At 40.4% G+C, this 13163-nt stretch carries 11 protein-coding genes; 4 read left to right on the forward strand and 7 right to left on the reverse strand.

All coding sequences use genetic code 11. From position 1 onward, the window contains the following. Nucleotides 1–53: 53 nt before the first annotated feature. The 3 genes from ACRWQL_RS02110 to can all read left to right on the forward strand — a co-directional run bounded on the left by ACRWQL_RS02110 (nucleotide 54) and on the right by can (nucleotide 4119). On the forward strand, nucleotides 54–650 hold the full coding sequence (locus ACRWQL_RS02110; RefSeq protein WP_434953445.1) for a paraquat-inducible protein A: 597 nt from the start codon (nucleotides 54–56) through the stop codon (nucleotides 648–650). Further along, entirely contained in the window at nucleotides 637–3312 is a 2676-nt protein-coding gene (locus tag ACRWQL_RS02115; protein WP_434929838.1) for an MlaD family protein, read from the forward strand. Before ACRWQL_RS02110 ends, ACRWQL_RS02115 begins: the two co-directional genes overlap by 14 nt. A gap of 195 nt (nucleotides 3313–3507) precedes the next feature. Further along, entirely contained in the window at nucleotides 3508–4119 is a 612-nt protein-coding gene (gene can, locus ACRWQL_RS02120) for a carbonate dehydratase (RefSeq protein WP_226410045.1), read from the forward strand. Nucleotides 4120–4359: 240 nt separating this feature from the next. On the opposite strand, the gene ACRWQL_RS02125 is transcribed toward can, so the two are convergent. The 7 genes from ACRWQL_RS02125 to lrp all read right to left on the reverse strand — a co-directional run bounded on the left by ACRWQL_RS02125 (nucleotide 4360) and on the right by lrp (nucleotide 11723). Beyond that, nucleotides 4360–4533 (reverse strand): hypothetical protein, encoded by a 174-nt coding sequence (locus ACRWQL_RS02125; RefSeq protein ID WP_434952095.1) that lies wholly within the window; start codon nucleotides 4531–4533, stop codon nucleotides 4360–4362. Nucleotides 4534–4562: 29 nt separating this feature from the next. After that, the gene (gene serS / locus ACRWQL_RS02130; RefSeq protein ID WP_434937546.1) at nucleotides 4563–5849 is read right to left on the reverse strand and encodes a serine--tRNA ligase; all 1287 of its coding nucleotides are present in this window, start codon (nucleotides 5847–5849) and stop codon (nucleotides 4563–4565) included. An 18-nt stretch (nucleotides 5850–5867) separates the two neighbouring features. Further along, nucleotides 5868–6242 (reverse strand): fluoride efflux transporter CrcB, encoded by a 375-nt coding sequence (gene crcB, locus ACRWQL_RS02135; RefSeq protein WP_226410047.1) that lies wholly within the window; start codon nucleotides 6240–6242, stop codon nucleotides 5868–5870. Continuing rightward, complete coding sequence (locus ACRWQL_RS02140; RefSeq protein WP_434953446.1) at nucleotides 6235–7512, reverse strand: replication-associated recombination protein A; 1278 nt, start codon at nucleotides 7510–7512, stop codon at nucleotides 6235–6237. The genes crcB and ACRWQL_RS02140 overlap by 8 nt, the downstream gene beginning before the upstream one ends. A 60-nt stretch (nucleotides 7513–7572) precedes the next feature. Then, entirely contained in the window at nucleotides 7573–8205 is a 633-nt protein-coding gene (gene lolA / locus ACRWQL_RS02145) for an outer membrane lipoprotein chaperone LolA (protein WP_434953447.1), read from the reverse strand. Between the two features lie 20 nt (nucleotides 8206–8225). Next, on the reverse strand, nucleotides 8226–10964 hold the full coding sequence (locus tag ACRWQL_RS02150) for a DNA translocase FtsK 4TM domain-containing protein (protein WP_434952097.1): 2739 nt from the start codon (nucleotides 10962–10964) through the stop codon (nucleotides 8226–8228). Nucleotides 10965–11222: 258 nt separating this feature from the next. Further along, complete coding sequence (gene lrp / locus ACRWQL_RS02155) at nucleotides 11223–11723, reverse strand: leucine-responsive transcriptional regulator Lrp (protein ID WP_226410050.1); 501 nt, start codon at nucleotides 11721–11723, stop codon at nucleotides 11223–11225. A gap of 182 nt (nucleotides 11724–11905) precedes the next feature. On the opposite strand from lrp, the gene ald reads away from it, so the two are divergent. Continuing rightward, nucleotides 11906–13021 (forward strand): alanine dehydrogenase, encoded by a 1116-nt coding sequence (ald, locus tag ACRWQL_RS02160; RefSeq protein WP_434929840.1) that lies wholly within the window; start codon nucleotides 11906–11908, stop codon nucleotides 13019–13021. The last annotated feature ends 142 nt before the right edge of the window (nucleotides 13022–13163 follow it).

Raw genomic sequence — 13163 nt, forward strand, 5'->3', positions numbered from 1 at the left:
CAGAAGTTGAAAAAGGTAATCAATTAACCTCATTAGCGCCTCAGGGTCAGAAGATGGGGGTGTGTTTATGTCTGGTGTGCAAAAAAGTTAATCCGACAACCGAGCAAAATTGTAGTCGCTGTCATTCACGCCTGAGCACCCGAAATTATGCTAGTATTCAACAAAGTTGGGCTTTATTAGTCACGGCAACCGTTTTGCTGGTCCTAGCGAACATTTATCCAATTACTTTACTTACCAATCGTGGTGTAGTGACTAACGACACAATATTTAGCGGCATTGCACACCTTGTCCATTTAGGCCTTTACCCGATTGCCATCATTGTGTTTACTGCCAGTATTCTTGTACCTTGGCTTAAAATTTTCGGACTGGGGCTGTATTTAAGTGCCATCAGCTTTAATATCCCTATTTCTAAACGAAAAATGATGATCGGCTTTCACATTATTGAATGGATTGGGCGCTGGTCAATGTTAGATCTATTTGTTATTTCACTCACTGTGGCATTAGTGAATATGGGGCAACTATTAGATGCAAAACCCGCTCCTGCGGCAACCGCCTTCGCATTAGTAATATTATTAACACAACTCGCAGCAAAAGTGCTGGACACTCGCTTACTTTGGGACCGCTTGGAAACTCATAATGACGCAAATTGAATCGCCAAAAGTTGTAAAGAAAAAACTATTTTCTCCTATCTGGTTACTCCCTATTGTTGCTTTGGTACTTGGCGCTTGGCTAGGCATAAAAAGCATTAAAGAATCAGGCGTTGAAATAAACATTCACTTCCCGAGTGCTGCAGGCATTGATATCGGTAAAACCTTAGTAAAATATCAAGGGTTAGCTGTGGGTAAAGTCACGGATGTCAGCATTGATGAAGATCTTAATGGCGTAAATGTAAAAGTCGTTATGGACTATCGTGCAGATCCTTTTTTGAACAAAAACACTCAGTTTTGGTTAGTTAAACCAAAAGCCAGCATTACTGGTGTTGAAGGACTTGAAACGCTATTTTCGGGTAATTATATTGCCATTCAACCGGGAGATGGTAAATCACGCACTAATTTTGAAGCACAACGAGAGGCACCAGCTATTACTCCTGGTAGTGAAGGCATGGTTATTGAACTTCATACCGATAAGCTTGGCTCTATTGACGTAGGTTCATCTATCTTTTATCGACAAATACCTGTTGGTAGTATTGTAGGTTATCGATTATCAGGTAGCTCAAATGTTATTATTAGCGCCTTTATCCAGGAGCAATATTCGCATTTAGTGCACTCTGACTCTCGTTTTTGGAATGCATCAGGCCTCAGTATTGATGCCTCACTATCCGGGGTCAAAATCAATACCGAAAGTCTTGCTTCAATTTTAGCAGGTGGCATTAGTTTTAATACCGGCAGTGAAACCACTCAAGCTGAGAATGGGGATATTTTTAGTTTATTTGAAGACGAAGAGCATGCTAACGGCGGCTTAGTATTTAATCTGCACTTACAGAATGCCGAGGATATTAGCGAAAACGCGAGCTTGGTTTATAGAGGCGTTACTGTCGGTAAAGTTGAAAAACTTGCTTTAACTGACACAGGAGTAACGTTACAAGCTGCAATTGAATTGCAATATCGCTCATTATTAGCAGCGGATTCTCGATTTTGGATTGCCGGTGCGGATATTTCTTTTGCTGGTGTGAAGAATCTATCACGCTTAGTGACAGGCAATGTGATTAATATTTTACCAGGCACTTCCACTGCAGCAATACCGTCAAGTTACCCGCTTGAAACCCAGGCTCCAGATCTACTTAAACAGCAGAAGTTATTAATAAACTTAACATCAGACTCACACACTGGTATGAGTATTGGAGCCCAGGTCAGGTATAAACAACTACCAATAGGAAAAATTATTTCGACCCAATTGACGGAAGATTTTAGTGCGGTTAAGTATCAGGCTGAGATTTATCCCGAATTTAAATCACTTATCACTCAGGGCAGTTTTTTTGTAAGTGAACAGGCAATCAAATTAGACGCATCCTTAGATGGAGTTAAATTTGAAACACGTGATTTAACAACATTAATTGAAGGAGCGATAACATTAGTTCCCAGTCGAGCTAAGGAGACCGTCAAGTCAGGTAGCGCATTTACCATTTATAATAGTATCGATTCTGCACAGCAGTTATTTGCTGAACAACAAAAACTTAAATTGACTGTTATTAGCCAAGATGGTGCAGGCTTAAGTGAAGGCGCACCCATTTATTATAAAAAAATGCCTATTGGTCACATTACAAAAATTGAGTGGCAAGCTAAAGAAGATTTATTTGCACTGCATTTATCTATTGAACAGCAGTTTAAGCAGTTACTGCAACCTAAAACGGTATTCTGGCGTAATGATGCTGTAACAGTGAATGCAAGTTTGGCGGGAGTGCAAATTGATGTAGCACCGCTTGCAGGGGCAATTAAAGGCAGTATTTCACTCGGTTTTATTGATGATGAGCTGTTTGAATCAGTTGATACTAAAACGTTATCGACACAAACCAAGATAGTATTTAATAATCAACTTTTTGACAATCAACATTTAGCCTTAACCCAGGCAAAGCCAATTGCTATTGTTTTACCCGCCAATGCTAAAATTGAACCTAACTCCCCTATCCGTTTCCGTGGCCATCAAATAGGTGAAGTGAAACAAGTTAAGTTAACTAAGGATTTATCTCAACAGCATGCTACTGCTTATTTATATGGAGAATATGCTAAGCACTTTAGTAAACAAGACTCTGAATATTTTGTTGTTGAAGCACAAATCTCGCTTGCTGGTATAAAAAATGTTGATACGCTAATCACGGGTGCGTACATTGGTGTATTGCCGGGGACATCTAATATTACTAGCGACCAGTTTGAAGCAAAAATGGCTGTTCGCTATGATGCTAACCGCCCTAAAGATGCCGTTAGCTTTACCTTAATCGATAATCAATTGGGATCAATCAAAGTCGGCACACCTCTATTTTTCAGAGGCATAGCCATCGGCCAAATCGATGCTTACGAGCTATCAAGTACAGGCCAACAAGTCACTATGTTTGCTCATATCCGTCAAGAGTATGCTCATCTTGTTAATACCAGCAGCCAGTTTTGGGATGCATCAGGAATTAAGCTTGAAGTTGGTATTTTTTCTGGGGCACAAATAGAAACGGGTTCACTTGAAACGCTACTGTCAGGAGGAATTTCAGTGGTGACTAAAGATATCACAACAGCTGTAAATAAGATTTCACCCTCAACTGAGTTTTTGCTACAAAACAGCATGGATAAAGAATGGCAAGAGTGGAGCCCAGCTCAAGATAAGTAAATCAGGCTTGTTACATTTTTTAAAGGCGAAGTAATTATTTTACTTCGCCTTTTTTTAAAATTAACAATTCTATCAATCAAACAGATTATTGGTTAATTGGATAGACCAGATCAGCATGTTTTACTGATATAATCGTTATAAAATTACACCTAGGCATTAAGCATATCTATGATAAACACGGATATGTGACACTTTATGAAACTGCTAAAACCTTTATTTGATAATAACCGCCGCTGGGCTGAGCGTATTAATCAAGAAGATCCAACCTTTTTCCAAAAACTGGCCAATCAACAGAATCCTGAATACCTTTGGATTGGGTGTTCCGACAGCCGTGTTCCATCCAATCAAATTATTGATTTAATGCCGGGTGAAGTCTTCGTCCATCGTAATATTGCCAATATGGTAATCCATACTGATCTTAACTGTTTATCCGTCTTACAATATGCGGTAGACGTTTTAAAAGTTAAGCATATTATGGTCGTTGGGCATTATGGTTGTGGTGGCGTAAAGGCGGCTATGCAAAATCAACGTCTTGGTTTAATTGATAACTGGTTAGGCCATTTACGCGACATCCATCGCATTCATCAAGATGAGTTAACCGGTTTAAATGAAACCGCGCGTTTTGACCGTCTTTGTGAGCTAAACGTCATCGAGCAAGTGGCTAACGTCACCACATCCACAATAGTCCAGGAAGCTTGGGATAGAGGTCAAAATGTGTCTGTTCATGGCTGGATTTATGGTATTAATAATGGATTATTAACCGATTTAGGTGTAACGGCCGATCATGATACTGCATTAAGAACCTAGTTTACATTATTCTATTTGCAATGCGCATTTGATACAAGCACACTTTATATTCTTAATAAGTTACTCTTCACTGAATGTAACTTTAACAGAGTAACTTTCTAAAAAAGTCGATGCATAGGATACAAAATCTTGTAATTAAATGCCGCTTTATAGTTTCTTACCTTTTTACTTCAGTTGAATATGTTAAAAAATAACAAAAAAGCCTCATTGATTTATCAAAGAGGCTTTTATATTTTGGCTTTAAAGTTTGAAGCCATTTTCAATAACAATGAACAGTGCTTGAGCAAATTGAAACATGACTAACGCACCGAAGAACAACATCACTAACGAGTAGATTCTACTTTTATTATTATCATTACGCCTAGGCGCCATAGTCGTACTTTCCCAAGCACTTACCCTCAATAACCATGTCATTAATGATTACTGAGGATTAATTGTATCTGTTAACCAATAACGGCTAAACCACCCATATATGGACGCAATACTGCAGGCACTGTAATAGTACCATCTGCATTTTGATAGTTTTCTAATACTGCCACTAAAGTACGTCCAACCGCTAAGCCCGATCCATTTAACGTATGCAATAAAGCAGGTTTATTATCCACTTTATTACGATATCTAGCCTGCATGCGACGCGCTTGGAAGTCCTTCATGTTTGAACAAGAAGATATTTCACGGTAAGTATTTTGGGCAGGTAACCAGACTTCAATGTCGAATGTTTTACTTGCGCCAAAGCCCATGTCACCAGTACACAATATAACTGTACGGTAAGGTAGTTCGAGCGCTTCTAAAATGCTTTCAGCATGTTTAGTTAACTCATCTAATGCGGCCATTGAATGGTCTGGGTGAACAATTTGCACTAATTCAACTTTATCAAATTGGTGCTGACGAATTAAACCTCGGGTATCACGACCGTATGAGCCTGCTTCACTTCTGAAACACGCTGTTAAAGCCGTCATTTTTATCGGTAATTCGGCTTCATCAACAATCGTGTCACGCACCAAGTTAGTTAGCGGGACTTCGGCTGTTGGGATCAAAGATAAGCTTTGTGCTTCTTCAGTTGCTGGCTTGGTGTGGAATAAGTCTTCACCAAACTTAGGCAACTGACCTGTGCCCAGTAAGCTATCTTCATTCACTAATAACGGCACATAGGCTTCGGTATAACCATGTTTACTAGTATGGGTATCAAGCATGAATTGACCAAGAGCACGATTTAAACGCGCGATTTGACCTTTCATCACAATAAAGCGCGAACCAGTAATTTTGACCGCATTTTTAAAATCTAGACCTTGGAGTGCTTCGCCTAAATCAAGGTGATCTTTAACTTCAAAATCAAACGATTTAGGTGTACCCCAACGTCTCACTTCTACGTTGTCATTTTCATCTGCACCTTGTGGGACAGCATCGTCAGGTAAGTTAGGTAAACTCATTGCAATTAAGTTTAACTCTTGCAATAACGCGGTTAATTCGGTCTTTTTAGCATCTAACTGGGCACCTAAATCACCTACTTGCGCCATGATCGAACTGGTATCTTCACCACGAGCTTTTGCTTGGCCTATCGACTTAGAAATCGCGTTACGAGAAGCTTGTAACTCTTCTGTTTCGACTTGTAGCGTTTTGCGCTTGTCTTCTAATGTGGATAAGTGTTTTACATCCAAAGTAAAACCTCGGGCAGCTAAACGCTCAGCTGTGACTTCTAGTTCGTTACGCAAAAATTTTGGATCTAGCATGTTGTTAGTTCTTTTTAGTTAAACGCGTGAAAAAATCAGCTGCTGACCTAAATACACCATGAATAAACACAGTGATACATTCAGCAACACATTAAGCATACTTTTAAACCATAAACCCTGCTGCATCAGCAATAAGGTTTCATTGGAGAAAGTAGAAAAGGTAGTTAATGCCCCAAGTAAGCCAACACCAACAAGTGACTTTACTTCAGGGCTTAAATGGCTCAGTTGCCCTAAGGCATAAACTATCCCCATTAGAAACGATCCTAATACATTGACCAACAGTGTACCAAAAGGAAAACTGCTTCCAAATACTTGGATCATAAAAATTGAAATAAGGTAACGTAAAACAGCACCTATTGACCCACCTAACGCAACAAATAGAATATTAGTCATAGCGTTTGTGCTCACTTTGGCGATTACGTTGCTCAAGGTTGGCTAATTTATCTTGGATACGCTTTTCAAAACCACGGTCTGTTGGTTGATAAAAATGACTGTCGAGTAAAGATTCTGGGAAATAATTCTCTCCAGCAGCAAATGCGTCAGGTTCATCATGGGCGTAGCGGTATTCTTGACCATAGCCAATATCTTTCATTAATTTGGTAGGAGCATTACGTAAATGATTGGGCACAGGTTCATGCCCAGTTTGTTTTGCAAGCTCTCTGGCCTGTTTAAATGCAGTGTAAACAGCATTACTTTTAGGCGCGCTGGCTAAATAAAGTACCGCTTGGGCTATAGCACGCTCACCTTCAGCAGGACCTAAGCGATGAAAGCAATCCCAGGCATTTAACGCAACTGTCATTGCCATCGGGTCGGCATTACCAATATCTTCAGATGCAATAGCTAATAATCGCCTAGCAACATACAAAGGATCACCGCCACCCTCTAGAATACGGCAGAACCAGTATAAAGCAGCATCTGGGGCGGAGCCACGAACCGATTTATGAACCGCTGAGATTAAATCGTAAAACTGATCGCCATTTTTGTCATAACCTGCAACTTGATGGCCGGCAACTTGGGTGAGCATATCAAGAGTAAATTCGCCCTTATCTGCAACTAAATCACTCATTAACTCAATTAAGTTAAGCGCTTTTCGGGCATCGCCATCACATATTTGAGCCAGTGATTTAGCGACCTTATTAGATAATTGAAGCTGCCTTTTACCCAATCCACGCTCACTATCCATTAATGCTTGCTGAGCTATTTGAATAATCTCGTCATCGGCTAACCGATTAATAAGATAAACGCGCGCGCGTGATAATAAAGCATTATTGATTTCAAAAGAGGGATTTTCAGTGGTTGCCCCAATAAAAATCACCGTACCATCTTCAATAAAAGGTAAAAATGCATCTTGCTGACTTTTATTGAATCGATGTACTTCATCAACAAACAACAATGTGCGTTGACCACGACTTTGAGCAATTGCTTTGGCTTGCTCAATAGCAGCACGGATGTCTTTTACACCTGATGTTACCGCAGAAATACGCTCAACGTGAGCATTGGCATAATGGGCAATAATTTCGGCTAAGGTGGTTTTACCGGTCCCAGGTGGCCCCCACAACAACATAGAATGGGCACGATTTGCCTCTAAGGCTTTACGTAAGGGTTGCCCTTCACCTAATAGATGTTTTTGGCCTATGTATTCGCTAATTTCACGCGGCCGCATTCTTGCCGCAAGTGGGCGAAAATCAGGCGCGAAATCAAAACCGAGATTTGCCACCTTCAGTTATTGGATCTGCTTTAAACGTTGATCGTCAATATCAACATTTTCAGGAATGGCAAACTTAAATAACGTTTTTTCAGATGGCGAAACAGGACGTTGCTCTGTCAGCATAAACTGACTTAAATTGCCTTGCTCATCGGTTAAATCAAACGCCGACAGTTGCTTACCTTTAAAACACACAGCAACCGCGACAACATTACCACGGGCTTCTTTGGGGGAAATATCAAAACACTCAGCTTTGCCAGCCGTTTTGGTGACATTATATTGCGACCATGTTGCTTCATCACGATGAACTAACAGCGCTATAGGAGAAGCATCGACCGCCTGTGATACATCCATCACAGTGACTTCCTCTGCAAATGGGTTATATACCCATACACTAAGACCATCGGCTACAATCAATGATTCATCAGGCTCAGTTAAGTGCCAGTAAAATTTATTCGGGTACGACAAAGCAAATATTCCGCTACCTGACTGAATAAGTTTTTGATTTACATCGGTTACTTTTTGCTCAAAATTAGCATGTAAGTTGTCAATATTAGTGAGCTTGGCTCGCAATGCATTGGCATCGTCAGCCATTACACTGTGGCTGCTTAATAAAGCCATTACTGTCATTGAAATCATGGTCGTACGCATAAATAGCATAAAAATTCCTACTAATTTCTTGGTGGCGGTGGCGCCAAAACTTCACGGTTTCCGTTATGCCCTTGTGAGCTAACAATCCCTTGCGCTTCCATTGATTCAATAATTCGTGCTGCTCGGTTATAACCAATTTTGAATTTACGTTGCACACTTGAAATAGAGCCTCGTCGAGTTTCTGTGACAAACGCGACTGCATCATCATAAAGCGCATCTAACTCATCATCAGAGTCACCTGTCTCGCCGGGTAGCAATACTTGCTCTCCATCTGAGATACCGTTCAAAATTTCTTGAACATATTGAGGCTTACCGCGTTCGCACCAATCTGCAACCACTTTATGAACTTCATGGTCATCAATAAAAGCACCATGAACACGGTTTGGCACGCTAGTACCTGGTGGTAAATATAACATGTCGCCCATACCCAATAAGGTTTCAGCGCCTTGTTGATCTAAAATGGTTCTTGAGTCGATTCGAGACGATACTTGGAATGCGATTCGAGTGGGTATATTAGCTTTAATCAAACCAGTAATAACATCTACCGATGGGCGCTGGGTGGCCAAAATAAGATGAATACCGGCAGCTCGAGCTTTCTGGGCGATACGAGCAATCAGTTCTTCAACTTTTTTACCCACTATCATAATCATGTCAGCAAACTCATCTACCACAACGACAATTGCAGGTAATTTGTCTAATGGCGGTGCTTCATCTAACATGCTTTCAGACTGCTTCCAAAGCGGATCCGGAATATATTCCCCTCTGGCTGCGGCTTCTTTAATTTTGATGTTGTAACCTTTTAAATTACGCACCCCTAAAGCCGACATCAATTTATAACGACGTTCCATTTCGCCCACACACCAACGCAGTGCATTGGCGGCTTCTTTCATATCGGTTACCACTTCACACAGTAAGTGTGGGATGCCTTCATAAACTGACAATTCAAGCATCTTAGGGTCGATCATAATAAAGCGCACGTCATCAGGACCAGACTTATACAATAAGCTGGTGATCATCACGTTTACGCCTACTGATTTACCCGAGCCTGTGGTACCCGCTACCAATAAGTGTGGCATCTTACCTAAATCGACAATGACGGGCTCGCCGGAAATATCCTGGCCGAGCACCATAGATAAGGTTGATTTACTGTCTCTAAAAGCATCGCTGTCTAATACATCGCGCATGTACACAGTTTCACGGAACTTGTTAGGTAACTCTATACCGACATAGGCTTTACCTGGAATAACTTCCACAACACGGACATTTTCTGACAATAATGAGCGCGCTAAATCTTTTGACAAATTAGTGATTTTTGAGGCCTTCACTCCCGGTGCAAGTTCGAGTTCAAAACGTGTCACAACAGGGCCTGGATACACACCTACAACGTTAGCGATAATATTAAAATCGGCTAACTTCATTTCCACTAATCGCGCAACTTGCTCTAATTCTTCTTCACTAATCGGGTTTTTCTTTCTATCTGGCACATCTAATAAACTGATACTCGGCAATAAAGTCATCGGTTTTTTGGCTTGTTGAAGTGTTTGACCATCAATAAGCACAATACCATCTACAATTTTGGCTTCTTTTTTAGGTTGCTGTTGAGCGACTAACGCGCCAGTAGAATGTACTGGTGCAAATTCGATGTCATTATTAGATTCATCTAAATCATCGTCAAGATCATCATCCAAATCATCAATAGCCGAAAAACTCGGGGTTCTGACTTCATCGTCTTCAGACCAAGAGGTAAAAGACGGGTCTAAATCATTAATGTCCTGTTGGAACATTTTAGGTTCCAAGCGTTCATCATCGTCATCTTCATTTATTTCAGACTCAACTTTAGGCTCAAGCGGCTCAGGTTTTATTTTACGACTAAAAATACTGCGCTTTTTCTCTATTGTTGGTGTTGGACTATCTTCATCAGTTGATGACTCATCAGCATCAAATATATTAGAAGTTGTTTGCTTTAATTCAGAATGTGATTTATCTGCTTTAAGTAAGCTTTGGATATTTCGTGATGAAGCAGTTTTCTTTTCATCAATATTAGCGGTAAAAGAATGTGACAACTCATCGTCAAACCCACTGTCACGGCGTTGTTTAAACTTATCTACAACAGACATAAAACCACGTGTATCTTCGGTTTCACGTTCACGTTTGAACACTTGCGGTAATTGCCATATCTTCTTTGCTAACCAAATAACGCCACGGCCAAGCAATTCAATAATCGTTAGCCAGCTAATTCCTGTGGCGAGGGTAAATCCCGCACCAATAAAACACAGTAATAATAACGTGGTACCCAATATACTAAAATAAGGCAACATGGCTTGACTGATGACATCACCCGCTACACCACCAGCAGAAAATACATAGATATCATCGACATTCATGCTCACCATAGCAGCCAGCGCAAGTACCATTAACATGAAACCGATAATACGAAGACCTACAGAAAAATAATCGACTTCTAGCAATCGATGTGAGCGGTTAAAAAAGAACCAACCGGTAGCAGCAATAATGACGGGGATGGTGTAAGCGATAAAACCAAAAAAGTAAAATAAAACATCAGCGGTCCATGCGCCAACAGCACCGGTCCAATTATGTATTTCACCTTGAAAATGCGATTGGCTCCAACCCGGATCGTTAGGGCTAAAGCTAGATAACGCCAACAAAATGTAGGTGGCGACCATACAGCAAAGAATTAAACCGCCTTCAAGCAGTCGCTGTAGTCCACTGAGTGTTTTTAAATTGTTTCCCTGAGTCAAAGGAATCATCCATAAAAAATGAGAGAGATTAATATTACTGAATATAACAGAATTAGTCTGTGTTATCAGCGATTATGCACTGAGTACAACATAAGCTCAATTGAATGTGAATAGGATTTAATCGCTTGAATTAAGGAATGATTAAGAATGGATGAATAATAAACAGAATTAGCCGATTCAACGACTAATTCTGTCGCAGTTTCTTTTTTTGACTCACTAATGTAGTACGCCATGTTAATGTGAAATCAATAATTGCGATTAATCCACCAGTAAATTTAGGGCAACTTTATTGGTTTGCTTCACTTCTTCCATCACCACGTATGTACGTGTATCAGAAACTGAAGGTAATTTTAGCAGAGTTTCGCCAAGTAAACGACGATAAGCAGACATGTCGGGTACCCGCGTTTTAAGCAAATAGTCAAAATCGCCGGAGACTAAATGACACTCTTGAATATCATCGAGTAGTTGAACAGCACGATTAAAACGGTCAAAAATATCAGGGGTATCGCGATTTAAGGTGATTTCGACAAATACCAATAAAGATGCGCCTAAATAGTGTGGATTAACTAATGCCGTGTACCCATTTATATACCCTTGCTTTTCAAGACGCTTAACCCTTTCTAAACAAGGTGTTGGGCTAAGGCCGACACGTTTAGACAATTCGACATTTGAAATACGACCATCCACTTGGAGTTCATTCAAAATGTTTCTATCAATCCGGTCCAAATCTTTTATTGAATAGTTTTTATTGTTAGCCATATTTTAAACTCTAATTTAACACTTAAACGACATTTGTATCTTTTTATTATCAAACTTCAGCAGGATAAACTACTTAAGCAGTACTATACTAGAGTTCTCTGAAACAAGCACGTTCAGGGTAAATAATTAATAATAAAATTACTCGTCTATCCTACGAGTACAATTCTAATCGAGGCTCAAAAATGATTATTGGTGTTCCAACAGAAATCAAAAACCACGAATACCGTGTTGGCATGGTTCCTTCAAGTGTTCGCGAGTTGACTATTAAAGGTCATGATGTTTTTGTTCAATCTGATGCTGGTGTTGGTATTGGCTTTACCGATCAAGATTACATCGACGCAGGTGCTGTAATTTCAGCAACGGCTGCCGAAATTTTTGCTAAAGCTGACATGATCGTAAAAGTAAAAGAGCCACAAGCGATTGAGCGTGCCATGTTACGCCACGACCAAATTCTATTTACTTATTTACACCTTGCACCAGATCTAGCACAAACTGAAGATCTGGTTAAAAGTGGTGCTGTATGTATTGCTTACGAAACCGTTACAGATGACCGTGGCGGCTTGCCACTACTTGCTCCTATGTCTGAAGTTGCTGGTCGTATGTCTATACAAGCAGGTGCCCGTGCACTAGAGAAATCACTTGGTGGTCGAGGCATGTTACTAGGTGGTGTACCAGGTGTTGAGCCAGCTAAAGTTGTGATTATTGGTGGCGGTATGGTCGGCACTAATGCTGCACAAATGGCTGTTGGTATGGGTGCTGATGTGGTTGTTCTTGACCGCAGCATTGATGCTCTTCGTCGCTTAAATGTGCAATTTGGCTCAGCAGTCAAAGCGATTTACTCTACAGCTGATGCTATTGAGCGCCATGTACTTGAAGCTGACTTAGTGATTGGCGGTGTATTAGTGCCAGGCGCTGCAGCACCTAAACTTATCACCAAAGAAATGGTTAAGCGTATGAAGCCTGGCAGTGCCATTGTTGACGTTGCTATTGACCAAGGTGGCTGTGTAGAAACTTCTCACGCAACCACTCACCAAGACCCAACTTATATCGTTGATGATGTAGTTCATTACTGTGTCGCTAACATGCCAGGTGCTGTTGCACGCACGTCAACTTTTGCATTAAATAATGCCACCTTGCCTTATATCATTAAGTTAGCGAACCAAGGATATAAGCAAGCTTTATTGAATGACAAAAACTTCCTCAATGGTTTAAATGTCATGCATGGAAAGATCGTCTGTAAAGAAGTAGCTGAAGCACTTTCACTCACCTTTACCGATCCAAAGAGTTTACTTGCTTAATAAGCTTAAACATCAAATTTAAATACCGCTATTCAGCGGTATTTTTTTGCCCATAAAAAAGTGATGTTTAAAAGTTGCACTATTGAATATCAGCATCGCTAAATAACAACTTACTGAATACAACTTAAGAAGGGTATACCAA

This window comes from Shewanella sp. HL-SH4 (assembly GCF_051164845.1).
GTDB classification, from domain to species: domain Bacteria; phylum Pseudomonadota; class Gammaproteobacteria; order Enterobacterales; family Shewanellaceae; genus Shewanella; species Shewanella glacialimarina.

What these genes read in the sequence shown, in the direction of transcription:
- lolA (WP_434953447.1), bottom strand. Translation starts at nt 8,205, where the DNA reads ATGCGTACGACCATGATTTCAATGACAGTAATGGCTTTATTAAGCAGC.
- serS (WP_434937546.1), bottom strand. Translation starts at nt 5,849, where the DNA reads ATGCTAGATCCAAAATTTTTGCGTAACGAACTAGAAGTCACAGCTGAG.
- ACRWQL_RS02125 (WP_434952095.1), bottom strand. Translation starts at nt 4,533, where the DNA reads ATGACATGGTTATTGAGGGTAAGTGCTTGGGAAAGTACGACTATGGCG.
- ACRWQL_RS02115 (WP_434929838.1), top strand. Translation starts at nt 637, where the DNA reads ATGACGCAAATTGAATCGCCAAAAGTTGTAAAGAAAAAACTATTTTCT.
- can (WP_226410045.1), top strand. Translation starts at nt 3,508, where the DNA reads ATGAAACTGCTAAAACCTTTATTTGATAATAACCGCCGCTGGGCTGAG.
- ald (WP_434929840.1), top strand. Translation starts at nt 11,906, where the DNA reads ATGATTATTGGTGTTCCAACAGAAATCAAAAACCACGAATACCGTGTT.
- lrp (WP_226410050.1), bottom strand. Translation starts at nt 11,723, where the DNA reads ATGGCTAACAATAAAAACTATTCAATAAAAGATTTGGACCGGATTGAT.
- ACRWQL_RS02140 (WP_434953446.1), bottom strand. Translation starts at nt 7,512, where the DNA reads ATGCGGCCGCGTGAAATTAGCGAATACATAGGCCAAAAACATCTATTA.
- crcB (WP_226410047.1), bottom strand. Translation starts at nt 6,242, where the DNA reads ATGACTAATATTCTATTTGTTGCGTTAGGTGGGTCAATAGGTGCTGTT.
- ACRWQL_RS02110 (WP_434953445.1), top strand. Translation starts at nt 54, where the DNA reads ATGGGGGTGTGTTTATGTCTGGTGTGCAAAAAAGTTAATCCGACAACC.